Annotated in this window: 19 protein-coding genes; 4 read left to right on the top strand and 15 right to left on the bottom strand. The window is 64.1% G+C overall.

The genetic code is table 11. From position 1 onward, the window contains the following. Window positions 1–64: 64 nt before the first annotated feature. From AC56DV_RS04890 to AC56DV_RS04905, 4 genes are all read right to left on the bottom strand, one after another. Window positions 65–961, bottom strand: a complete 897-nt coding sequence (locus AC56DV_RS04890; RefSeq protein ID WP_496313184.1) for a PEP-CTERM sorting domain-containing protein — start codon at window positions 959–961, stop codon at window positions 65–67. 136 nt (window positions 962–1,097) lie between these two features. Beyond that, window positions 1,098–2,630, bottom strand: coding sequence for a GGDEF domain-containing protein (locus AC56DV_RS04895; RefSeq protein ID WP_496313185.1), 1,533 nt, complete (start codon window positions 2,628–2,630; stop codon window positions 1,098–1,100). 62 nt (window positions 2,631–2,692) lie between these two features. After that, complete coding sequence (gene waaF / locus AC56DV_RS04900; protein ID WP_496313186.1) at window positions 2,693–3,757, bottom strand: lipopolysaccharide heptosyltransferase II; 1,065 nt, start codon at window positions 3,755–3,757, stop codon at window positions 2,693–2,695. Further along, the gene (locus AC56DV_RS04905) at window positions 3,754–4,740 is read right to left on the bottom strand and encodes an O-antigen ligase family protein (RefSeq protein WP_496313187.1); all 987 of its coding nucleotides are present in this window, start codon (window positions 4,738–4,740) and stop codon (window positions 3,754–3,756) included. Before AC56DV_RS04905 ends, waaF begins: the two co-directional genes overlap by 4 nt. Window positions 4,741–5,068: 328 nt before the next feature. On the opposite strand from AC56DV_RS04905, the gene AC56DV_RS04910 reads away from it, so the two are divergent. Then, window positions 5,069–6,007, top strand: a complete 939-nt coding sequence (locus AC56DV_RS04910; protein ID WP_496313188.1) for a glycosyltransferase family 2 protein — start codon at window positions 5,069–5,071, stop codon at window positions 6,005–6,007. A 9-nt stretch (window positions 6,008–6,016) separates the two neighbouring features. Here the strand turns inward: AC56DV_RS04910 and AC56DV_RS04915 are convergent, their stop codons facing one another. Next, complete coding sequence (locus AC56DV_RS04915; protein WP_496313189.1) at window positions 6,017–6,619, bottom strand: response regulator transcription factor; 603 nt, start codon at window positions 6,617–6,619, stop codon at window positions 6,017–6,019. Window positions 6,620–6,622: 3 nt separating this feature from the next. After that, complete coding sequence (locus AC56DV_RS04920) at window positions 6,623–8,203, bottom strand: sensor histidine kinase (protein WP_496313190.1); 1,581 nt, start codon at window positions 8,201–8,203, stop codon at window positions 6,623–6,625. 171 nt (window positions 8,204–8,374) lie between these two features. On the opposite strand from AC56DV_RS04920, the gene AC56DV_RS04925 reads away from it, so the two are divergent. Further along, a complete protein-coding gene (locus AC56DV_RS04925) occupies window positions 8,375–8,605 on the top strand; it encodes a DUF6139 family protein (protein ID WP_496313191.1) in 231 nt (76 codons plus the stop codon). A gap of 11 nt (window positions 8,606–8,616) precedes the next feature. On the opposite strand, the gene AC56DV_RS04930 is transcribed toward AC56DV_RS04925, so the two are convergent. From AC56DV_RS04930 to AC56DV_RS04950, 5 genes are all read right to left on the bottom strand, one after another. Continuing rightward, on the bottom strand, window positions 8,617–10,482 hold the full coding sequence (locus AC56DV_RS04930) for a DUF4214 domain-containing protein (protein ID WP_496313192.1): 1,866 nt from the start codon (window positions 10,480–10,482) through the stop codon (window positions 8,617–8,619). A gap of 102 nt (window positions 10,483–10,584) precedes the next feature. Further along, window positions 10,585–14,130: a DNA polymerase III subunit alpha gene (gene dnaE, locus AC56DV_RS04935; RefSeq protein ID WP_496313820.1), complete on the bottom strand. Its 3,546-nt coding sequence runs from the start codon at window positions 14,128–14,130 to the stop codon at window positions 10,585–10,587. Between the two features lie 69 nt (window positions 14,131–14,199). Then, window positions 14,200–14,472, bottom strand: a complete 273-nt coding sequence (locus AC56DV_RS04940) for a TA system antitoxin ParD family protein (RefSeq protein WP_496313193.1) — start codon at window positions 14,470–14,472, stop codon at window positions 14,200–14,202. Then, window positions 14,472–14,753 (bottom strand): colicin immunity domain-containing protein, encoded by a 282-nt coding sequence (locus AC56DV_RS04945; RefSeq protein ID WP_496313194.1) that lies wholly within the window; start codon window positions 14,751–14,753, stop codon window positions 14,472–14,474. Before AC56DV_RS04945 ends, AC56DV_RS04940 begins: the two co-directional genes overlap by 1 nt. A 237-nt stretch (window positions 14,754–14,990) precedes the next feature. Beyond that, a complete protein-coding gene (locus AC56DV_RS04950; protein WP_496313195.1) occupies window positions 14,991–15,992 on the bottom strand; it encodes a DNRLRE domain-containing protein in 1,002 nt (333 codons plus the stop codon). A gap of 397 nt (window positions 15,993–16,389) precedes the next feature. Between AC56DV_RS04950 and AC56DV_RS04955 the strand changes: the two genes are divergently transcribed. Continuing rightward, a complete protein-coding gene (locus AC56DV_RS04955) occupies window positions 16,390–17,280 on the top strand; it encodes a sulfurtransferase (protein WP_496313196.1) in 891 nt (296 codons plus the stop codon). Window positions 17,281–17,286: 6 nt separating this feature from the next. On the opposite strand, the gene AC56DV_RS04960 is transcribed toward AC56DV_RS04955, so the two are convergent. Continuing rightward, window positions 17,287–18,378: an acyltransferase family protein gene (locus AC56DV_RS04960; RefSeq protein ID WP_496313197.1), complete on the bottom strand. Its 1,092-nt coding sequence runs from the start codon at window positions 18,376–18,378 to the stop codon at window positions 17,287–17,289. A 108-nt stretch (window positions 18,379–18,486) separates the two neighbouring features. Here AC56DV_RS04960 and AC56DV_RS04965 point away from each other — a divergent pair, with 108 nt between their 5' ends. Further along, the gene (locus AC56DV_RS04965; RefSeq protein ID WP_496313198.1) at window positions 18,487–19,587 is read left to right on the top strand and encodes an acyltransferase family protein; all 1,101 of its coding nucleotides are present in this window, start codon (window positions 18,487–18,489) and stop codon (window positions 19,585–19,587) included. 43 nt (window positions 19,588–19,630) lie between these two features. Here the strand turns inward: AC56DV_RS04965 and AC56DV_RS04970 are convergent, their stop codons facing one another. From AC56DV_RS04970 to AC56DV_RS04980, 3 genes are read right to left on the bottom strand one after another with little or no spacing between them, the layout of a single operon-like run. Continuing rightward, on the bottom strand, window positions 19,631–20,974 hold the full coding sequence (locus AC56DV_RS04970; protein WP_496313199.1) for a TolC family outer membrane protein: 1,344 nt from the start codon (window positions 20,972–20,974) through the stop codon (window positions 19,631–19,633). 1 nt (window position 20,975) lies between these two features. Continuing rightward, on the bottom strand, window positions 20,976–22,337 hold the full coding sequence (locus AC56DV_RS04975) for an HlyD family type I secretion periplasmic adaptor subunit (protein WP_496313200.1): 1,362 nt from the start codon (window positions 22,335–22,337) through the stop codon (window positions 20,976–20,978). A 2-nt stretch (window positions 22,338–22,339) separates the two neighbouring features. Then, complete coding sequence (locus AC56DV_RS04980) at window positions 22,340–24,172, bottom strand: type I secretion system permease/ATPase (RefSeq protein WP_496313201.1); 1,833 nt, start codon at window positions 24,170–24,172, stop codon at window positions 22,340–22,342. Window positions 24,173–24,187 lie beyond the last annotated feature (15 nt).

Below are 24,187 nucleotides of genomic sequence, written 5' to 3' on the forward strand. Positions count from 1 at the left end.
CCCGCTCCGCGCGGCAAGGCTTAGCGCCCTGCCCGTGCCGGCGGCCTTGGCGGCGTTCAATACCTTATTTCGATGCCGCGCTCCGGCGGCGGCGCGCCAGGCCCAGCGCGGCCAGGCCGAGGCCGAACAGCGCCACGGATGCCGGTTCCGGCACGGCGCTGCGCTGCGCGCCCAGCTTGGCGGCAATGCCGGTCGCTTTGTTCAGGGCACCGCCGTTGTTCGCCACGTACAAGGTATCGTGCAGCGAGTCATAGCTGATGCCGGTGATATATGGGAACTGCTGCAGGCCCGCCAGCGTGAAGTCGACCACCTGCACGGCGCCGGTGGCTGCATCGACGCGGCGCGAAATGTGGGCGCTGTTGTAGCCGTCGCCGAAGAACACATAGCCGTTCACGGCGAACGCATAGCCGGCCGTACCGTTCCGCAAATCGAAGCTCACCGTTTTGGTCTGGTTCAGTGCGTAGTCGAAGGTCGCGATACTCCACTGGCTGTTGGCTGCCACGCCGCCCACCACGTACAGCTTGCTGCCGTCGCTCATAGGGTTGACGCCCGACCAGCCGCCCCAGTTGAAGTTTTCCGTGCTCATTCCGCCGCTCACGGCGACGCTCTTCTGGACCTGGCCGTTGACGGCCGACACTTTGGAGATCGTCAGGCCGGAGAAACCTCCCGTGCGCAGGTACAGGGAATCGTTGTGCGCAGCCAGGTAAGGCCCGTAGTTCGTTAGTGCCAGGCTGCCGTTCGGCGTGCGGCTGTCGTAGCGGCCCGAGTCGGCGTACTTCAGGATGCTGGAACCGTTATAGGTGGTGGTCTGGTACACCTTGCCGGTGACCGGGTCGACCGCCATGCTGTAGTGGCCGGCGGACGCGGATGCCAGCGCCGAGGTGGTGATGGTGGCTGCTTGCGCTTGGGCGGCGAACAGCACAGGGAGGGCGGCGAGGCACGCGTTGCGGAACAAATTCATGGATTAGCTTTCGAATTAGAAATATATTTTTCTTAATAGCAATAAACATGCCATCAAGACTTTTATATTGCAATTCAATGGCTTGGCGCCAGGACGGCTGCCCGCCGGGGCGCCGGTGTAAAGTTTTCCGACAAAATCAGGACGCGCAGTGCACGCGGTTGCGGCCGGCGGCTTTGGCGGCGTACAGGGCCTGGTCGGCCGCCTCCACCAGCACACTGGAGGCCGGCGGGCCGCTGCCCTGCTGCGGCGCCAGCGCGGCCACGCCGGCGCTGATGGTGACCGCGCCGCTCGGGCTGCCCGCGTGCGGGATGCGCAGCTCCTCGATGGCTTTACGGATGCGTTCGGCCACCGCCTGCGCGCCGGCCACGCCGGTTTCCGGCAGCAGTATCCCCACTTCTTCGCCGCCGTAGCGCGCGGCCAGGTCGCCGGGACGCTTCGGCGTCTGCGCGCGGATGGCCTTGCTGACCGCGCGCAGGCAGTCATCGCCGGCGCTGTGGCCGTACAGGTCGTTGTATTGCTTGAAGCAGTCCACGTCCAGCATGATGAAGGCCAGCTCGCTGCCGGCGCGTGCGGCGCGGCTGAATTCCTTGCCCAGGGTGACGTCGAACTGGCGCCGGTTGGCCAGCCCGGTCAGACCGTCCTGCAGCGCCAGCTTTTCCAGCGTGCGGTTCAGGCTTTCAAGCGCGTCGCGCGCCTGCAGCAGTTCCTTCTCCGCCTGCAGGCGCAGCTCGATCTGCTGGATCAGGCGCTTGCCGAACAGCGCCAGCAGCAGGGCCAGCAGCAGCACGCCGAAGGAGTGCAGCAAGGTGTCGCGCCGCCAGCCTTCCAGCACCTCGTCGCGCGACAGGGCCGCCGTCACGAACAGCGGATAGCGCTCCAGCACGCGGTAGCTGTTCAGGCGCAGTTCGCCATCCTGGGTGGAACGGAAAAAACCGCTGCCGTCCCGGCCCGAGGCGCTGAACTGGCGGTAGATCGGCGTGTTGACGATGCTCACGCCGACCCGGTTTTCGTCGAACGGCCGGCGCACCAGCATGGTCCCTTCCTTGTGCAGCAGCGCCACCGCGCCGCGCTGGCCCACGTCCAGCCGCTGGTAGAAGCGGTTGAAATAGTCGAGGTCGATGGTGGCCAGCGCCACGCCGGCGAAGCCGCCGTCCGGCCGCTTCAGGCGGCGCGACACCGGCAGTATCCATTTGCCGGTGGAGCGGCTCACCACCGGCACCCCGATGTGCGGGCCGCTGTCGTCGTGGGTGCGGTGGTATTCGAAGTATTCGCGGTCGACGTTGTTGTAGGCCAGGTTCATCACCGGGCGCGAGTTGACCACCCAGCGCCCGGCGTCGTCGTACACGAACAGGCCGTTCAGCTGCGGCAGGCGCGCCACTTGCGCCACCATCAGCCGGTGCAGGCGTTGCAGGTCGGCCGCCGCCGGCGTCTGCGCGCCGCCGCTTTCGATCCGCTCGACGATGTCCGCCAGGATGGTGTCGGCGCCGGTGATGGTGTCGTCCGCGTGCTGCGCCATCGAGCGCGCCAGGTTGGAGGTGTTGCGCTCGGACGCGGCCAGCAGTTCGGCGCGCGCGTTCAGGCTGCGCCAGCCGTCGATCGCCACCAGCGACAGGCAGACCACGGCGACGAACACGGTGGCCCAGAAAGTAATCGGAAGCCGCTTCAGCATAGGCACCCTATCGACGCCCGCAGGGCCGCAGCCGACTGGCGGGAACTGTCTTTATACCGCACTCATGGACGCAGCGCCAGCATCGGCTGCAAGGTCTGCCAGACCTGCTGCGGAGCGATCTTCTGCATGCAATCGTGGTGCCCCAGCGGGCATTCGCGCTGCTTGCACGGCGCGCACTCCAGCCGCAGCGAGATCGACGCGGCCACGTCGGCAAACGGCGGCGCGTGGCCGGGATCGGTGGGCCCGTAGATGGCGATCACCGGACGGTTCAGCGCCGATGCAATGTGCAGCAGGCCGGAATCGTTGCTGACCACCGCGCCGGCGTGGGCGATCAGCGCCACCGCTTCGGCCAGGCTGGTGGCGCCGGCCAGGTTGAACAGCGCCGGCGGCGCCGCGCCCGCAGCGGCGGCCGCCGCCATGGCAGTCTCCACCACCTCGGTGCAGACTGCCTTGTCCTTGGGCGAGCCGAGCAGCGCGATCTGCACCTGCGGGTGGGCCGCCGCGATGGCTTGCGCCAGGCCGGCGAAGTGGCTGGCGGGCCAGCGCTTGGCCGAGCCGAATTCGGCGCCCGGCGCGAACGCCACCAGCGGCCGCTCCGGGTCCAGCCCGGCGCGCGCGCAGGCGGCGGCAATCTGTTCGCCGCTCGCTTGCAGCACCGGGCGCAAGACAGGCAACCGCGGCTGCAGCGGCGACTCGGGCGGGCGCGCCAGCGCCGCGTAGAACGGCACCATGGGTCGCGGCGGTACGTCGTCGCGGTGCATCACGTTGATCAGGCCGTAGCGGCTTTCGCCCTTGTAGCCGACCCGCTGCGCAATCCCGGCCAGCCAGGGGATCAGCGCGTACTTGAGCGTGTTGGGCAGCACGTAGGCGGCGGCGTAGCCGCGCTTGCTCAGCTGGCGCGCGTAGCGCCAGCGTTCGCGCAGCTGCAGCGGGCCGTGGCGGAACGGCGTTTCCAGCACCTGGTCCACTTCGGCCATCTGGCGCCACACCGGCGCCACCGAGGGCGGCGCCAGCACGTCGATGGGGCGTTCGGGATGGGCCGCGCGCAGCAGCGCCAGCAGCGGCTGCGCCATCACGGCGTCGCCGATCCAGTTCGGCGAAATCACGAGCGTGCGCGGGGCGCTCATCGCGGCGTCCCTTCATCCTGCGCGTTCAGGCAAAAGCCCATCAGCAGGAACAGCATCTGTACATAGAACATGGTGCTCAATATGGACCAGAAAATGACCTCGGTCAGGCCGAAGCTGAAATAGCCGATCACCAGCAGCAGGCCGGCCAGCGCCGGGGCGATGACGGCCGGACTGGCCGACTCGTGGGTGCGCAGTATGCGCAGGAAGAACAGGAAAGGCGCCAGCATGGCGAACAGGTAGACCAGCAGGCCCGGTATGCCGCCGTACACCAGCACATGCACCATGTCGCTGTGGAAGTGCTCGGATTCCAGCACGAAGGGCTGCAGGCGGCCGGCCGCCACTTCGCGCGCCAGTTCGGCGCGGATTTCCCGGGTGCTGGAAATGCGCCACGGGTGCTGGGCCGCCAGCGCCAGGCCGCCCTTCCACAGTTCCAGGCGGATGCCGACGTTGGAGTAGGCGCCGCCGCCGTCGAAATACGCGGTCACGTCCTGCACGCCCTGCCGCACCCGCTCGCGGGTGCCGGTCTGCTCGATGAAGTAGGTGCTCACCAGCAGCAGCAGCGCCAGCGCCGCCAGCGCCTTGGAGACGCGGCTGCGCAGGAAGTGGCCGTATTTGATGAACAGCACCACGGCGAACAGCACGGCGATCCAGCCGCCCCGGGTGCCGGTGGCCACCGAGCCGAGCAGGCCGGCCAGCGCGCCCAGCGCCGGCCACAGCGCCTGCCGGCCCTTGAAATCGAGCACCGCCGCCAGGCACAGCATGCCCATGCACAGCTGGATGTCGCCGAATGTTATGGAATTGATAAGCCCACCGGGGCGCGCCATGTCCAGGCCCCAGCGCTGGTAGCAAATGAACACGGCGCCGCCCACCGTGCCGGCGATCAGGCCCCACCACAAGGCCTTGCGGCTGGGACGGCACGCCAGCACGGCCAACAGCACGGTGACGCTAAAGAAAATGCGCGCCGGTTTCTCCAGTGCGCGCAATTGTATGTCGGGATGCAACAATAGACCCGCCAGGGCAAAGGCGAAACTGGCAGCAAAGGCTGTTAAAACAAGACGAACCTCAGTAAGATGACGCAAAAAGCCGGGTTTCGCAGTACGCCAGCAGTACAAGCCGGCCAGCAGGAAGGCGAACCCGACGGCGCTCGCGCCGGAACGTGTGACCAGCGTCAAGGCCGGCAGCAGGAAAATCAGACTGTGGATGAGATAAGATAGTGCGTTGTCTTGCAGAATGTTTTTTTTTGTAAAAGATTTATTCATTAATGTTTTGTGAGCTTATTCTTGCAAAATCAGCACAGGCAGCATCCACTTCATGCAACAAGCGTCAAAAATTTCTGTCATCATCACGACCTACAACCGGCCCGACGCCCTGGCGGCAGTGCTGGAGGCCTGCTTCTGCCAAGACGATAATCAATTCGAAATCATTATCGCTGATGACGGCTCCACCCACAACACGCGCCGGTGCGTGGAAAACCTGAAGCGCCGCTCGCCGGTGCCGCTGCTGCACGTGTGGCAGCCCGATGAAGGTTTCCGCGCCGCGCGCGCGCGCAACCAGGGCATCCTGGCCGCCAGCGGCGACTACATCGTGTTCCTGGACGGCGACTGCCTGCCGCAGCCCAGCTTCATCAGCCAGCACCGCAAGCTGGCCAAGCCGGGCTACCTGGTGACCGGCAGCCGGGTGCTGCTCAGCCCCGGCTACACGCTGCGCCTGCTGGCCGAGCGCATCAACCTGCGCGGCCTGACGCTGTGGGACAAGCTGAAGCTGCGCCTGACCGGCGACCTGAACAAATTCCTGCAAACCGTGCTGACCCTGCCCGACGTGGGCCGCGAAAGCCGCCGCTTCAGCTGGCGCCGCATCAAGAGCTGCAACCTGGGCGTGTGGCGCAGCGACCTGGACACCGTGAACGGCTTCGACGAGAGCTTCCAGGGCTGGGGCCACGAGGATTCCGACCTGGTGGTGCGCCTGTTCAACGCCGGCGTGATGCGCAAGGAAGGCGCGTTCGCCACCGAGGTGTACCACCTGTGGCACAAGGAAAACGAGCGCAGCCTGGAAGACCGCAACCGCCACATCGTGCTGCAGCGCGCCGCCGACAAGACCGTGCTGGCCGCGCAAGGGCTGCGGCGGCCGCCGGCCCCCGCCCCTGCCCCGGTGCAGCCCGCCGTGCCGGGCGCGCAGCGTCCGGCCGCGCCGGCCAACGACGCGCTGCCCACCAACGCGCCGCCCAACCTGGCCGCCGCCAGCAATTCCTGAGCCTTACCCCTATTCGCCGTCCTGCAGCGCGATGCGCACCAGGTCGGCCACATTGCCCACCCCCAGCTTCGCCATCAGGCGCGCCTTGTGCACTTCCACCGTGCGCACGCTGATGCCCAGCGCCGGCGCGATCTCCCGGTTGTGCCGCCCCAGCACCACCAGCTGCATCACTTCCCGCTCGCGCGGCGTGAGCTCGCGCAGCAGGGCGCGGTGGTCTTCGCGCGCGCGGCTCTGGCTGCGCTGCCGCGCCTCGGACGAAAACGCCTCGTCGATGGCGGCCACCAGCTTGGCATCGTCGAACGGCTTTTCCAGGAAGTCCAGCGCGCGCGCCTTGAAGGCGGCGCGCGCCAGCGCCACGTCGGCGTGGCCGGTGACGATGACGATGGGAATCCGGTTGCCCAGCTGCGCCAGGCGCTGCTGCAGCTCCAGCCCGTCCAGGCCGCCCATGCGGATGTCGATCACCAGGCAGCCGGCCCAGTCCGGCCGCCAGGCCTGCAGCAAGGCTTCGCCGTTGGCGTACACGGCGGTGCGGTAGCCGCGCACGCCGAGCAGCAGGCCCAGCGCGTCGCGCACGGCGGGGTCGTCGTCGACGATGAATACGGTCAGGTCCATGCGTTACGCTCCAGGTTCGGTTTCTTGCGCCGGCAGTATAAAACGGAATACGCCGTGGCCGGCCACCTCGGCCCACAATTGGCCGCCGTGCGCCTCGATGATGGCGCGGCTCAGCACCAGCCCCAGGCCCAGGCCGCTCGACTTGGTCGACACGAAGGGTTCGAACAGGCGCCGCGCCAGCGCCTCGGACACGCCGGCGCCGCTGTCCTCGACCGTGATGCGCAGCCGCGCCCCGCCCAGCGCCTGCGCCGACAGCGTGATGCGGCGCTGCCCCGGCGCGCAGGCGGCCACCGAGTCGAGCGCGTTGGCCAGCAGGTTGCGCAGCACCAGCTCGACCTGGATGCGGTCGGCCAGCACCGACACCGGCGGCGCCTGCGCCACCGCCAGCTCCACCCCCTGCTCGCGGCACTGGCTGAAGAACTGCTGCGTGATGGCCGCCAGCAAGCTGCTGGCCGGCACCGGCTCGAGCCGCAGCGCCCCGGTGCGGAAAAAGTCGCGCAGGCGCCGCACCACCTCGGCCGCGCGGCCCGATTCGATCACCATGCGCTGGATCGCGCCCTTCAGCAGTTCGCCCGTCTCGCCCCGTTCCAGCAGGTGCTCGCAGGCTTTGCCGTAGGCCGACAGCGCCGTCATCGGCTGGTTCAGCTCGTGCGCCAGCGCGGCCGCCATTTCGCCGGCCGCCGCCAGCCGCAGCGTGTGTTTCAGCTCGTCGGCCACCTGGCGCCGCTCGTCGACCACGATGCCGATGAAGAAGGCCACCAGCGCCAGCACCGCGTCCAGCATCTGCAGCTCGGCCACCTCGAGGTCGACCGCGTTGGTCCAGCGCACCAGCGTGACGATGGCCAGCTGCAGCGAAAACACGATCAGCGCCGCGCCGTACACGCCCTGGCGGGCGGCGGCCCAGATCACCGGCAGGAACAGGAAATAGAAATGCTTGAACTCGGCCCGCGCGATGTGGCCGAACACGGCGGTGAGCACGCAGATGGCCAGCACCAGGTAGCCCAGGGTTTCCCAGCGCCACGCGGCGGCCCGCAGGCGCGCGCGGCTGTCCTCGCCGGCCAGCATCCAGATCAGCGGCATCGACACCATCACGCCCACCAGGTCGCCGATCGCGAAACGCCACACGGCCAGCGCGCCCTGCCCGACCGGGATCAGCCCGGCCGACGACAGCAGCGCCACGTAGGCCACGGCATTGAGCAGGGTGCCGGCCGCCACCGCCGCCAGCCAGCTCAGCAGGCGGTCGCGGCTGTCGAACATGGCCACGCTGCCGAAATTGCGCCGCAAGCCTTCGCCGATCAGGCCGTAGCCCAAGGTCAGGCTGAGCGCGCCCAGCAGGGTGTAGAGCGGCCCGGCCGCCATGCCGCGCAGCCAGATGTCGCCCAGCAGCAAGGCCGCGAACCAGGGCAGCGCGGCCCGCTTGCCGTAGCGCAGCCAGTACACCAGCCCCAGCGCCGGGTCCGGATTCCAGGGCGTGATGTTCAGGCCGTACAGCGGTTCGACATAGGTGAGCCAGTCGAGCAGCAGATAGAGCAGCAGGAATGCCGGCCCATGCAGCCTTGCCAGGAAGCGCAGCGCGCGCTGCATTGCTATCAAATGTCTCCCCCCGCGAATTGCCAGCCCGCAACGCCGGCTGGTCATGGCGGATTTTAACTTACTGTTTCCCGGGATTGCGCAGCGCGGCGCGCATGCGCCGCGCTGGCGCGGTAGAATCGACGCACGATTGCGGTTTGACTCTGTTTACCTTGGGAGGACACGATGCGACTGGATATCTACCGACGAGCGGAACACGATGGCCTGTTTTCCTACCTGGCCGTGCCCGAGGGCAAGCCAATCCCGCAGGAAGCCATCAACACCGACTGGCAGGCGGCCAGCCTGGCGCTGGAAGTGGACGACGGCGCCGACGCGCTGCCCGACTTCCACATCGAGCAGCCCCATCAGCAGATCGGCGCCAAGGGCTACGCCATCACCAGCGTGAAGGACGTCTAACCGCGCTGGCCTCAGCCGTACGGCGTGTACTGGAAGCCGTTCTGGATGGTGTCGATGACCTGAAGCTGGTTCTCGGCGCTTTCGCTGAACGACAGCAGCACGCCGGCCTGGGTATCCTTGCCGTTGGTCAGGATGTCCATCCAGTGCGCATAGCCGGCCGCTTCCGGTTCGCGGTTCAGCACGTTGTTGTACAGCTTGGTCACGAACACGTCGTTGGCGGGCGCGCGGCTGCCGTACAGGTTCTCGAACTCCTGGCTGTTCATGAAGCCGGCCGCCATCTGCCGCAAGCTCCAGCCGTTCTCCATCAAATACATCCAGTAGCCCAGGCCCGCCAGGTCGGGCGCGCGGTCGAACGAGGCCTGGTACATGCGGTAGGCCTGGCCGCCGATGCCGTCGGTATCGATGCCGATGCTCATGTCGGCGAACTTGATGCGCTCGCTCGACACCAGCAGGTCGGTGCCGCCGCTGCCGGCCAGGTCGGTGACCGTGTAGCCGGCGGCGGTGCGCGCCACCGTGTAGCTGCCGGCGGCGCCGCTGTACTGCACGGTGTCGACGCCGCCGCCGCCATTGATATGGTTGTTGCCGGCCGTGGGCAGCAGCAGGTTGGCAGCGTCGTCGCCTGCCAGGTTCAGCGCGCTCGAGACGGTGAACGTCTGCGTGGCGGAGAACGCCGACGCCAGGCCCACCGTGTCTATGGCGCGCGCCACAAGGGCGTAGTCGCCGTCGGCCAGCGCCACCGGCCGGATGCTCCAGGTGCCGCCGGCGTCCGCGGTGGCGGTGCCGAGCACGGTGCCGCCGTTGAGCAGCTGCACCTGCGCGCCCGCTTCGGCCGTGCCGCTGAACAGCGGACGGTTGCCGCTGGCTGCCGCGCTGCCGTCCTTGGTGAACTGCATGACCGGCGCCGGCGGCGCCACGCCGTCGATGCTGGACAGCGCCAGCGTCGTGTCGCTGAAGCGCAGGAATTCCACGCTGTTGAGCGTATCCAGGCCTTCGGCGCCGTTCAGCGACCAGGTATTCGTGCTGATCTGCGTCAGCGTGTAGGCGCTGCGCGCGCCGGAATAAATGGCGCTGTCGTTGCCGCCGCCCCCGTTCAGCACGTCGTTCCCGGCGCCGCCCTGCAGCGCGTCGGCGCCGCTGCCGCCGGTCAGCGTGTCGGCCGCGCCGGTGCCGGTGTAGTAGCGGCCGCCGCCGGTGGAGTTCACGCCCAGCGCGCCCCCCAGGCCGTCGCCGCCGTACAGCCAGTTCAGCGCCGCCACGTCGTACGGGCTGTAGCTCATGTAAGGCCCGCCCGAACTGCTGTAGGACATGACGGTGTAGGAGGAATTGTCGGTGGCGTCCGGCAGCTGCACGTCGCCTTCGAAAGGATGCTTCAGGCCCAGCATGTGGCCGATTTCATGCAGCAGCGTTTCGCCGCCTTCGCCGCCGTTCAGCGTGGCGTTCTGGCCGCCCCACTGCACATTGTCCAGGTAGATATAGGCCTTGGCGCTGTAGGCGGTGACCTGGTTGCTGCCGTTGTAGGAATAGTTGATGGACCAGCTGCACAGGCCGGACGTCTGCGGCCCGGCAATGTCGGCATTGCTGAAGTGCACTTGCGCGCTGCTGCCGTTGGTGGTTTCCACGAAATTGATGCCGGTCAGGCGGCTCACATAGGCCATGGCGTCGCGCGTGGCGGCCTGCTGGGCGGCGCTGAAGGCGCTCGGCGTGTTCTGCAGGCTGGTGTTGCCAGTCTGCATGCCGCTCGCGGTGGAAAAGGTGTAGGTGACCACGTTGGCGGTGGACGGCGCCAGGAAATTCCAACCCGGACCGTCATCGAGCAAGGCGTCGATATGGTTGTAGCCGGACAGCAGGGCGGTGGTTGCTTCAGTGACGGTTGCCATGGAGGATAGAAATATGGATGAGTTGAAGCCCCAGTATTTCTTGCCGCCATGGCCTTGTCAATTGTAAATTGCGCGTGATAATCATTTACAAGCCACGCAAAACTAATACTCCACCGCCACTTCGCGCGCGCCCAGCACCTGTTCCAGCGACAGCTTGAGCGCATCCGACGGCGCCACGCGCCACTCCTCGCCCAGCTGCACCACGCAGTCCACGCCCTGCGGCTTGACCCGCATGGCCACCGGCAGGCCGTTGGCGTCGCGGTGCGGCGCCAGTACTTCCTGCAGCTTGGCCGGCGCCACCGTGGTCGGCATGGTCCAGCCGAACTGCTGGCCGAACTGGCTGCGCGCGGCGATGATGTCGTACACCTTCTCGGCCGAGATGCGCAGGCCGCCCGAGAAGCGGTCTTCCGACACCTTGCCCACCACGGCCAGGAATTCGTCGTCCTTGAACATGCGCTTGTTCTCGTCGAACAACTCGCTGTACACGGTCACCTCCACCACGGCGGTCTTGTCGTCCAGCGTGATGATCCACAGCTTGCCGCGCTGCGTCATCTGCGGGCGCATGCCGGTGATCACGCCGCTCATCATGCGCGGCTCGCGCGACGGCTCCAGGTCCGACAATTTGGTGCGCGAGAAGCGGCGCGCCTCCTGCGCGTAGGAATCGTACATGTGGCCGGACAGGTAGAAGCCCAGCGCGATCTTTTCCTCGGCCAGCTTCTGGCGGTCGGTGAACGGCGCCGCCTTCACGTACTCGGGCGGCGCCACCAGGTCGGAATCGTCGCCGCCGAACAGCGACACCTGGTTGGCGGCCTTGGCTTCCTGGTCGGCGCACTCCATGGCGAAGGTCACCGAGGCCAGCAGCACCGCGCGGTCCACGCCCAGGCAGTCGAACGCGCCCGAGCGTATCAGCGCCTCGATGGTGCGGCGGTTGATCTGCTTCTTGTCGACCCGCTTGCAGAAGTCGAACAGGCTGACGAACGGCCCGCCCGCGTCGCGCGCGGCGATGATCGCTTCGATGGCGTTCTGGCCGGCGCCCTTCACGCCGCCCAGGCCGTAGCGGATCTGGGTGACCTTCTTGCCGGTGACCGAAGGCGCTTCACCGTCCGGTCGGAAGCGGTAGGCCGACTTGTTGATGTCCGGCGGCAGCACGGTCAGGCCGCAGATGTCGATCGAGTCCTCGACCAGGATCTTCACCTTCTCGGTGTCGTCCATGGCCAGCGACATATTGGCCGCCATGAACGCGGCCGGGTGGTGCGCCTTCAGGTAGGCCGTGTGGTAGGACAGCAGCGCGTAGGCGGCGGCGTGCGACTTGTTGAAGCCGTAGCCGGCGAACTTTTCCATCAAGTCGAAGATCTCGTCGGCCTTCTCGGCCGACAGGCCGTCCTTGGCGGCGCCGGCGCGGAAGATCTCGCGGTGCTCGGCCATCTCCTCGGCCTTCTTCTTACCCATCGCGCGGCGCAGCATGTCGGCGCCGCCCAGCGAGTAGCCGCCGACGATCTGCGCCATCTGCATCACCTGCTCCTGGTACACCATGATGCCGTAGGTTTCGGACAGGATGGACTCGGTGCGCGGATCGGGATAGTCGAAGCGTTCGCCGTGTTTCCGTTTGCAGAAGTCGGGGATCAGGTCCATCGGGCCCGGACGGTACAGCGCCACCAGCGCGATAATGTCCTCGAAACGGTCGGGACGGGCGTCCTTCAGCATGCCCTGCATGCCGCGCGATTCAAGCTGGAACACGGCCACCGTTTTCGCCTTGGTCAGCAGCTCGTAGGACGCGCGGTCGTTCAGCGGCAGCTTGGCCAGGTCGAAGTCCGCCATGGCCGGATCGAGATCCTTGATGTAGTTCACCGCGCGGTCCAGGATGGTCAGCGTGGTCAGGCCCAAAAAGTCGAACTTGACCAGGCCCACGGCCTCTACGTCGTCCTTGTCGTACTGCGACACCACGCCGCCGTCGCCGCCCTGCGTGTACAGCGGGCAGAAGTCGGTCAGCTTGCCGGGGGCGATCAGCACGCCGCCGGCGTGCATGCCGATGTTGCGGGTGATGCCTTCCACCTGCTGCGCCAGGTCCAGCAGCTGGCGCACCTCCTCCTCGTTCTGCTGGCGTTCCTTGAGCATCGGTTCTTCCTCGATCGCCTCGGCGATGGAGACCGGCTTGCCCGGCTTGAACGGGATCAGTTTCGACACGCCGTCGCAGAACATATAGCCGAAGTCCATCACGCGGCCCACGTCGCGGATCGCGCCCTTGGCCGCCATGGTGCCGAAGGTGGCGATCTGCGACACCGCGTGGTGGCCGTACAGGTCCTTCACGTGCTGGATCACGCGGTCGCGGCCTTCCTGGCAGAAGTCAATATCGAAGTCGGGCATCGATACGCGTTCCGGGTTCAGGAAGCGCTCGAACAGCAGGTTGTATTTCAGCGGGTCCAGGTCGGTAATCAGCAGCGCGTACGCCACCAGCGAGCCGGCGCCCGAACCCCGGCCCGGCCCCACCGGCACGCCGTTTTCCTTGGCCCACTGGATAAACTCGGCCACGATCAGGAAGTAGCCGGGGAACTTCATGTTGCAGATGGTGTCGGTCTCGAACTTCAGGCGCGCCTCGTAGCGCGGGCGCTCCGCCTCGCGCTTGACCGGGTCCGGATACAGGTGCTCCAGGCGCGCCTCCAGGCCCTTCTTCGACTCGGCCACCAGGAACTCGTCGATGGTCATGCCGGGCGGGGTCGGGAAGTTCGGCAGCTGCGGCTTGCCCAAGGTGAGCGTGACGTTGCAGCGCTTGGCGATTTCCACCGAGTTTTGCAGCGCGGCCGGCAGGTCGGCGAACAGCGCGCCCATCTCGGCCTGCGTCAGGAAGCGCATCTGCTCGTTGTAGCGCTTGACGCGCTTGGCGTTGGCGATCATCTCGCCGTCGGCGATACAGATGCGCGCCTCGTGCGCGATGAACTCGTCCGGCGACATGAACTGCACCGGGTGGGTCGCCACCACCGGCAGGCCCAGCTTGGCCGCCAGCGCCACCGAATGGCGCACCTGCGCCTCCTGGTTGGCCTGGCCGGCGCGCTGGATCTCGACGTAGAAATGGCCGGGGAAGATGGCGGCCCACTTGCGCGCCTGGCGCTCGGCCAGCTCCAGGTTGCCGTTGTCGATGGCCGCGCCAATGTCGCCGTACTGCGCACCGGACAGCGCGATCAGGCCGTCGTCGGTGCGCTCGTTGGGCAGCAGCTCGTAGGTCTTGTTGGCGCGCTCGGCCAGCCACTCGGTGCGGATCTCTGCACGGCCCTTGTACTGGTTGGTGAGCCAGGCGGTCGACAGCAGCTCGCACAGCTGCAGGTAGCCCATGCGGTTTTTCGCCAGCAGCAGCAGGCGCGACGGTTTCTCGCGGTTGTCATCGTTGGTGATCCACACTTCGCAGCCGATCACCGGCTTGATGCCCTTGCCGCGCGCGGACTTGTAGAACTTGACCATGCCGAACAGGTTGCCCAGGTCGGTGACGGCCAGCGCCGCCTGCTTGTCCTTGGCGGCGGCGCCGATCAGGTCATCGATGCGCACCAAGCCGTCGACAATGGAGTATTCCGAGTGCACCCGCAGGTGGACGAAGGCCGGACCCTGCGGTTGAGGCGCGGCGGCTATGGCGCCGCCTTCTTGTTCGATTACCATCATGTTCATGCTGCTGCTCGCCAGTGTTCCAATGAGGCGCTATTCTACCGCGCCGAGCAGATGACATGGCAGTTACACTGCGCCGCTCCGGGGAATAAATGGAGCTGAATCTTCATAAGCCTCATCCAGCGAAGCGAGCAAATCGGCCACAAAAATGACGGGCAAATCCGGATTATCGCGTGCAGCCTTGCCCACCCGGTCCCAAAATTCAACCTGGCCGGCAAGCGCCCGGTTTCGCCCCTCGGCAATCCATGCCTGGATATCCTCGGCGCGAACCCCACGCACTTTGGGCATGGCACGCAAAGCGGCAACTGCCACTGCCTCGGAACGGGAGATCTTTCGCATCACACTAGCCCATGCATGTTGGTCACCACATGCTGGACTTTGGCACGAAGCGTCTGTTCGTCGATATAAAAGTCCGGCCGTTCAGCAAGCAATTCTGGATCTGCTGTAAAGCTATCCACATCGCCGAAAAGTTCATCCAGCAGCAGGAATTCCGGTTCATCAAGCCTGCAGGTTTCGTTCATAAAAATATCCAAAAACCTCGCTTGGACCTGATCAACCGACAGTTCACGGGCAAGAAAGCGCTCCAGCAAATCCCGATAGTCGCGAATCTCTTCCTTCATGTGCCACCTCCAAGCTTTCTGATCCTCAAAACATGCTCTAGTTGCATCACACTCAATCGCCAACCCGATAAGAACTCCTTTTCATATACTTATGACTGCCGCACGTGTCCAACGGTTCACGAAGCTGACTACCGGGCGATTTCTCTAAGCACCAAAGAGCTGTTCATTGTAAGAAGAATTCCGAAAAAGACCAACCGGATACATTTGCCGTTGTTCCGGCCGGTCATGATCAGTAAGTTATTGCCACGGGTAGAGCGTCGTGGTCTTGGCGATTCGGTCGTAATACATGATGCCTCCTGGAGTAGGTACTACCGACGCCGCACCAGCCCCCCAGAGCGGGTTGTCCGTGGCAAGGCAGAAACCTGCCTCGGAAGCATCCGGCCACCCTATAACTTTTGAACAGTCAAATAGGGATGGCTTTCCTTGCGCGAGTTCGTTGCCGCCGTTGATATAAAGGTATGCACCAACGGAATTCCCCGACGGTGCATAGCATAACTGCTGCCATGAGGCGGAATGAGGACGAAGCTTAACTGTACATTTTCCCCCATAGATAGCAGACCAGTCAGCAAAGGAAACGACGGAGTTTGAGCTCGCCCTCTTCCACACATTGCCTTGGCAAAACAGCAGCGCCTTGCGATCCCCAGTGACGCCAACCGTGTCGATCGCACTATTGAAAACGCCGCTTTCCGCGACGACCGGAATAACAGCGAACGATGTGTCCCCTTTATCGCCTTTGTCACCCTTGTCACCCTTCAAGCCAGCCGCGCCCGCCGGACCGGCTGGACCAGTTGGACCCGTGGCCCCCGTCTCGCCAGGCACGCCGTCCGATATCAGTGCGATTTCAAGCTTTGGGGCATGGCTTGTGGAAATATTTTCTTTGCTGTCGAAACTTGCCGATGAAGCGGGATAGCCGGCAGCCGGAACCAGCGCCAAACCAAAATTCTGTGCCGGATAGTCAACCCAGGCTTTCACCAGCTCAGTCACATCGACTACCGTGTACTGGGCAGCCAATATCGCCGGAGAGCGCGCGACGGCAGCGCCGGTGGAAGGAGCCGTTTCGAACGTGACGGTCCTTTCCCCCCAGGCGGAAGTGATCGGCAACACGTCAACAGGGCTGGTTCCGCTAGTCTTGTTGACCCACACGAGCAAACTAGCCTTTGAGATCTTGGAGCCAACCGTACCTGCCGGGAGCGTCGCCAAGTCAAAAGAAAGATAGGATGAGCTTCCGCCCCCCCACATAAATCAGCGTGCCCAAGCCTGCGTTTGTCGCACCGGCCGTAACATAAGTGTCTGCCAATACTGGCGCTTCGACAGCAAATGCGCTTGCGGAGAACGCGCCGAGCATGGATAGAACGACGCTGACCAACCGAGCTTTTCTTGGCATGTTTAAATATCCTGTTGAGTTTGGGAAGATAGTGCCCAGATGGAAAGGCGGGCACGAAATTATAATTTCCCACAGGAAAATTATCAACAATGGAATATTTTTTTACAATAATCAGACCACTGTAAGCTGGGCCGCGACGGCGGTGGGCTGTCATTCTTCAGCATTGTTGAGCAAGCCAATGGCGTTTTACAGGCCAGTGGCGCAGGTCAGCTTATAATAGCGGCTGTTCCGCATTTTCCTGAAAAACGCACCATGCAAGCTCACACCTCCAGCGCGCCCGCAGCAGCCGGCGCAGCAACGGCGACCCCGTATGTCAACATCGCTGCCTATAAATTCATCACGCTCGACAACCTGGAAGAGCTGCGCCCGCAGTACCAGGAGCAGTGCGCCCGCCTGAGCCTGAAGGGCACCATCCTGCTGACGCCGGAAGGCATCAACATGTTCCTGTCCGGCCTGCGCGCCGACATCGACCAGTACCTGGCCTGGGTGCGCGCCGACGCCCGCCTGGCCGACCTGGAAGTGAAGGAAAGCCTGTCGGCCGAGCAGTCGCACAAGCGCATGCTGGTGAAGATCAAGAAAGAGATCATCACCATGCGCATGCCGCTGATCAAGCCGGAAGAAGGCCGCGCACCCTTCGTGGAAGCGCACACGCTGAAGCGCTGGCTGGACCAGGGCCACGACGACGCCGGCAAGCCGGTGGTGATGGTCGACACCCGCAACGACTTCGAAGTGGACGTGGGCACCTTCGACCACACGGTGGACTACCGCATCAAGAAATTCACCGAGTTCCCGGAAGTAATCGCGGCCCACAAGGCCGACTTCGACGGCAAGACCGTGGTCACCTTCTGCACCGGCGGCATCCGCTGCGAGAAAGCCGCCATCCACATGCAGAACATCGGCTACAACAATGTGTACCAGCTGGAAGGCGGTATCCTGAAGTACTTCGAGGAAGTGGGCGGCGCGCACTACACCGGCGACTGCTTCGTGTTCGACTACCGCACCGCGCTTAATCCGCAGCTGGAAGCGGTGGAAACCACCCAGTGCTTCGCCTGCCGCGCCGTGGTCACTCCGCGCGAACAGCTGTCGGAACAATACGTGTATGGCGTGTCCTGCCCGCACTGCCACGGCAAGCAGGCCGCCTAAGCCCGCTCAGGAAGGCTGCGGCGCGCCGTATTTGCGCCGCAGCTTGAGGAACGGCTCCTCGATGGCGCCGTAGCTCAGCGCGGCGAGCCCCCAGGTGGCGCCGTACACCACCAGCCCCAGCAGCACCGCGTCCAGCGCGCCGTGGCCGGTGATGGGCACCAGGCCGACCGTCTTGGCCAGGAAGTGGATCACCGCCATGTGCAGCAGGTAGAACGAGAAGCTGACCTTGCCGCCATGGCACAGCACCCGCTCCAGCCAGCCCGGCAACGCGCGCGCCATGCTCACCCAGGCCACGATCACCAGCGCCCACACCGCACTCTCCTGCATCGACCACGTGATCCAGAACGCCGACTTCGGCACCGCGTTGAACGACGCCACCTGTGCCTGCAGTGCACTGTTGCCCAGCGCCAGCAGCAAAGCCAGCGGCGCCAGCCACACGCTGTGGCGCTTCAACAGCTCGGCGCGCTGCTGGACCAGCATGGCCGCCAGCATGCCGATCAGGAACTGGTCGAAGCGCCCGACAAAGGTGCTGAAGTACATCAGCGTGCTGCGCTCGTTCTCGGTGTACACCGCCAGCTTGAAGAACAGCATCAAGGCCAGCAGCTTGAACAGGTAGCGCGCCCCCTGCTCCATGGCGAAGCGCGCCAGGAAAGGGAACACCAGGTAGAACAGGAACTCCAGCGAAATGCACCAGGCCGCGCCGGTGACCACGCTGATGCCGGTGGGCGCACTGCCCAGGTTGGTGGCGAACAGGTACAGGATGTCCTGCGCCTGGAACTTGTCGCGCCCGATGGACGTCGCCAGCAGGAACACCGTGAAGAACAGCGGAAAAATGCGCAGCATGCGGTTGCGCAGGAAGTCGCGGTACACGATCTGCTGCTGGTGCAGCGCGATCTGCATGAACAGAAAACCCGACAAGGTGAAGAACAGGCCCACCCCGGTGTGCCCCTCGGTGACGAAGCCCAGCCACGGGCTGGTGATCGGAGCGCCGCCTGCGTTGCGGTATTCGATGTAAAAGTGGAACAGGAAAACGATGGTGGCGGCCAGCCAGCGCAGCTGGTCTATGCGGGGGTTGTACTGGATGTTGAGCGACTTCATTGAGCTTGGCGTCCTGTGCGCCCGCCGTGCGGCAGGCCGGTACTTTATAATGGCGATGCCGCACTGTACTGAATATTCAGGGCGGGCGCCACCTCCCGATTCAGGACTATGCACAAATATACTTTCGCCAACCAGCTGCGCGGCATCGCCGCCGTGCTGGTGGTCATGACCCATTACTTCGGCACTTTTTTCGCCGAGCAGGCCCTGCTGGCCAGCCGCACCTTCTCCCCCGAGCTGGGCTTGCATCCATCGGCCTGGGTGCGCATCTTTGAACTGCCGTACCAGGGCCCGTTCGGCGTGGCCGTGTTCTTCCTGATCAGCGGCTTCGTGATCCCGTTCAGCCTGCGCAAGACTTCCGTGCCCGGCTTCCTGCTCAACCGCGTGCTGCGCATCTTCCCCACCTATATCTGCTGCCTGGCGCTGGGCACGCTGGCGGTCTGGCTCAGTGCGAGCTACTGGGGCCAGCCGTTCAGCTACGACGCCAAGGTGCTGCTGGCCAACGCGCTGCTGGTGCACAACCTGCTGGACATGCCGTCGATGGATTCGGTGAACTGGACGCTGTCGATCGAGATCAAGTTCTACCTGCTGAGCGCGCTGTTCGCGTTCGCGCTGTTCCGCAAGAGCGCCGCCTGGCTGCTGGGCTTCCTGGCACTGGCCGCCACCTTCACCTGGTTCCATGCCAGCGGCCATCTGCCTCTCCTGGTGCTTCCAGTAATGGAACTGAACTACATTATCTTCATGATGATCGGTGTACTGTTTAACCAGCATGTGAGCGGCCTGATTTCCACGCCGACGCTGGCCGCGCGCGCGCTGGCCGCGCTGGCCGTGTTCAGCTTCACTTGGTCCATCGGCCCGCAGAAGGGCCAGTTCCCGGCGGTGACCGTGTGGTACTACAGCGCGCTTGCCGTGTTCGCGCTGTGCTACTTCAACCGCGAGCGCTTCAAGCCGGCGCGCGTGCTCGATTTCTTCGCCGACATCAGCTACCCGCTGTACTGCGTGCACCCGCTGGTGGGCTACTGCGTGCTGAAGGCGCTGATGGGCAACGGCCTGCCTTTCGGCGCGGCCGTTATCGTAGCGCTGGCGCTCGCCGTCGCGCTGGCGTGGCTGATCCACCGCACCGTGGAAACCGGCAGCAACCGGCTGGGCCGGCGCCTGGCGCAACGCCTGCCGCGTCGGCAGGAAGAAGCGCCGCAGGCAATGGCGGCATAAAGCGAAACGGCCCCGAGGGGCCGTTTGTCATTGCAGTGCTGGATCAGCGGAAGTAAGCCGCCACCTGGCGCACATCGTCCGGCCCAAGTTCGCCTGCGGCGGCGCGCAGCTTCAGCAGGGACAATAGATAAGTGTAGCGCGCCTGCGCCAGATCGCGCTGGCTCGTGTAGAGCTGCTGGCGGGCATTCAGCAAGTCGAGATTGATGCGCACGCCGCCCTTGATACTTTGCTCGGTGGCGGTGATCAGCAGCTCGCCGGAGCTGACCGCCTTGTCCAGCGCCTGGATGCGCGCCACACTGCTCAGTACGGAAGCGTATTGCTTGCGCAGCTCAACCATCACCTTGTCGGTACGCAACTGCAGCTCCGCCTTGGCGCGCTCCAGGTTGGCCGACGACTGGCGGGTGGTGGCGCTCACGGCGCCGCCCGCGTACAGCGGCACGGTCAGCTGGATGCCCACCGAACGGCTGGTGGAATCCTGGTTATTGGTGTTCAGCGTTTCCGCATCGACCTTGGAATAGCTGGCCACGAAATCCAGGCGCGGCGCGTGGCCGGCCCGGCTCTTGTTCACTTCCTGGCGCGCCGCCTCGATCGCGTAGACTTGCGCCTGCAGGTCCGGATTCTGCTCCAGCGCCTTCTTGCGCCACGTCTCGAAATCCCCTTCCAGCAGGTTCTGCACGCGGAAGTCCGGGTGCAGTGCGTCCAGCGACGTCACTTCCTGCCCGACGATGCCCGAGAGCGTGGCCAGCTGCGTCTGCTGATTGTCCTTGGCCTCCAGCAGCTGCGCCTCGGCCAGCTCCAGGCGGGCCTGGGTTTCCAGCATGTCGGTCTTGGTGCCCTCGCCTTTCTTGAACAGCAGGTCGTTCACTGCCTTTTGCTCGAGATACATGTCGCGCTGCGCGGTGTTGATGCGCACCTGCTCATTGGCAAACAGGGCGTCCATGTAGGCGCTGATGACGCGTACCACCATCTCCTGCGTGCGGCCGACGAAGTTCTCCCTGGCGTAGTCGGTCTGGGCATTGCCCTGCTTGTAGCGCGCCAGCGCGTCCAGATTGAACAGCGTCTGGCGGAACGTGACGCTGCTGGAGCGGCTGATATATTCCGGCGAGGAGGGAATCCTGCCTATGGATGTGCGCGTGATCAGATCCGCATGCACCTTGCTGGCTGAGTAATTCGCCTGCACATTGGGCAACAGGTTGGAACGGCCCAGGATACGATATTCCTTGCCCGCCTCGGCCTCCTGCACTGCCTGCTGGTAAGCCGGGTCGTTGACCACTGCCGCTTCGTACGCTTGCAGCAGGGTCATGGCCGGGGCGCTGCCCGCATACAACATCGCACCGGCAAATGCTGCTTTGAGCGCTGCGGTAAGGCGCTTGTTCACACTACGCATGTCAGTCCTCCGACATCGAGGTTTTTGCTCGATCGAATACCGGCTTGAGCAGGTAACTCATCAAAGTCCGCTCGCCGGTTTTCACAAACATCTCAACCGGCATGCCGGACTGGATAGCCAAATTTTTGTGCGCAATCAGTTTTGCACCTTCCGGCGTGACGCGGGCGCGGACTTTGTAGTAAGGCACACCGCTACGTTCCTCGACGGCACGGTCGGCGGATACTTGAGTGACAACACCGGGAATATGCGGTGTCTTGTTCACGTTGAAGGCCGAGAACATCAGCTCCACCGGCAGTCCAACGTGGACGCGGTCGATCAGGTTCACTGGCAATTGGCCTTCGACGATCAGTGCATCATCCGTCGGAACCAGATCCATCATTTTCGCGCCAGAACCAATAGCGCCGCCAGGCGTAAACACGGCCAATCCAACCACAGTCCCATCGACCGGCGCTTTGACTTCTGTGTTGGCCAATTCATAGTCTTGCCCTGCGATACGGCTACTCAATGCTTCCGCCTCTCGCTGCGTATCCGCCAGCAGGCTGCGCACCTCTTTCTGGAAATCCTGAGTACGCTGGCTGCGCCGCAAGGTCAATTCCGCCACTTGGCGGCGCGAGCGGCCAATATTGCCGATATCCTCCGAAATCTGGCCATTAATCTGAGCGTAAGTACGCTCCAGGTCCAACAGCCGTGCGCGCGCAATATAACCATCCTTGGCCAAGTCGCGCATATTCTCCAGCTGCTCTTTCAAGATATTTTGCTGGACCTTCTTACTTTCGCGGGACTCCTCCAAGCCTACGATCTGCACTTTGAGGCCGGCGATGTTTTCATCATAGGCGCCGATTTCGCTTTCCAAGGACATGCGGCGTGAACTCAACAACTGGTTTTGCAAACTGAAGCCGGCAACCACACGCGGGTCATTCTTGAATGCCTCCAGAGCAGGCGGGAACGGCACGGACTTGAGACCATCGCGCTCGGCCAGCAGGCGCGCCTCGCTGAGACGGGAAGTAATATACTGCGCCCGCGTCGTTTCCGCCTGACTGGTTGCCAGCACATCATTCATGCGAACCAGGACCTGGCCCTTTTTGACGACATCGCCATCCTTGACCAGGATCTCCTGTATCGTACCGCCACTCAGATGCTGGATAGTTTTGCGGCTGCTCTCTTTGGTCACTGTCCCTGGCATAGGCACCCCCTTGTCCAGCGGCGCCAGAAACGCCCACAGCATGAAGCCGCCAACTCCCAACAGCACTATTAACCAGCCAAATCGCGAATAGGAGCGCGCATCGGTATTCACTTCGAGCGGCGTGACGTCGTGCGTAACGACTTCCGTCGGAGCGTTATGTTTAGTGAGCAAATTCGACATGATTATTCTTCCTCCGTGGTCGCCTTGCTGGCAGCTGCTTGCTGCTGCGCCTGGGCGGCCTGATGCTGTGCTTGGGCCTGGGCTTGCGCTTGGGCCTGGGCTTGCGCTTGGGCCTGGGCTTGCGCCTGCTGTTGAGTCTGCAACGCTTTTTGATTGGCGTCGTTCAGCGCCGCCAGTACGTCGCGAGTCGGGCCGAACGCGGCCGCCATACCATCACGCAACAGCAACAGTTTGTTGGTGACACCGATTACATTCGTGCGGTGGGTAATGAGCACGATGGTCTTTCCGCGCTGGCGCAAATCTGTGATTGCCTGCACCAGCGCCTGTTCGCCCATATCGTCCAGATTCGAATTCGGCTCATCGAGGACAATAACCGCAGGGTCGCCATATAACGCCCGGGCCAGTCCCAGGCGCTGACGCTGGCCGCCGGACAAACCGACGCCCGCGTCGCCCAGTACCGTGTCGTAGCCGTTGGGCAGTTGCAGCACCATTTCATGCACGCCGGCACGCTTGGCCGCTAGGACCACCTGTTCTGAATCGATGTCGCCGAAACGTGCGATGTTCTCGCTGACGGAACCGCCAAACAATTCGATATCCTGCGGCAGATAGCCGATACTTGGCCCCAGCTCAGCCTTATTCCACTGGAAAATATCCGCGCCATCCAGGCGTACTTTGCCGCCAACGGCTTGCCAGACGCCGACCAGCAGGCGGGCCAGGGTGGATTTGCCCGAACCGCTAGGACCGATGACACCCAGCACATCCCCGGCAGCGATAGCAAAGGACAGGCCTTTCAGGACCGGCACCTTGGCGCCGGGAGGCGCTGCGGTGACGCCTTCCACTGCCAGCGCGCCAAGCGGCTTGGGCAGCGGCATGCCAGCAGGCCGTTGCGGGTTGTCCGCCAGCAGCTTCACCAAACGCTCATACGCGCTGCGGGTATTGCTATAGGTTTTCCATACACCGATAACTTGCTGGACCGGCTGCAACGCGCGGCCGACCAGAATCGAGGCGGCAATCATCATGCCCGGCGTGATCTTGCCTTCAACCGCCAGCAGCGCGCCGTAACCCAGCACCAGCGACTGCAGCGATACCTGCACGAACTTGGTGACGGCCGCTACCCTGCCAGCCTTTTCGCTTGCTTCGGCCTGCAATTGCAGAAAGCGGCCGTGCAGCTTCAACCAGCGGCCCATCAGATTCGGCAGCATGCCCATCGATTCGATGACTTCGGCGTTGCGCAGATTGTTGGTTGCCAGGTTATTGGAGGCAATTGCCATCGAGTTCGCATCGGCCAACGGCTTGTGCGATACCCGTTCATTAATATACGCCAGCGCCACCAGGACGATGGTGCCGCACAATGCGAAGACTCCCAGCGAGGGCTCGAACAGGAAAATGACGACCAGATAGACCGGGAACCACGGGGCGTCGAAGAATGCAAACAGCGCATTGCCGGTCAAGAACTGGCGTATATTGGTCAAGTCCATCAGCGCTTGGCCGGCGTTGCCGCCGCTCTTCTTCAGGTTCTGCTCAAACGCGGCAGTGTACACGCGCTTGTTCATGTCCATATCGAAGCGCGCGCCCACGCGCACCAGCACAAAGCTGCGCACCAGTTCAAGCAAGCTCATAAAGAGGTAGGCACCGAGCATCATCAGCGTCAGCATCAGCAGCGTGGTCTCGTTGCGGCTCGGCAGAACGCGGTCGTAGACCTGCAGCATATACAGCGACGGCACCAGCATCAGCATATTGGTGATGGCGCTAAACGCGCCGACGGTGAGGAACGTACTCTTGAATTTGGCGAGCGTTTGCTCGATCTCGTTCTTCGGCTTGAGGAAATTTTTCATGGGGTGCAATAAGTG

This window comes from Massilia sp. BGA-UO-ETr-WB1 (genome assembly GCF_059567845.1).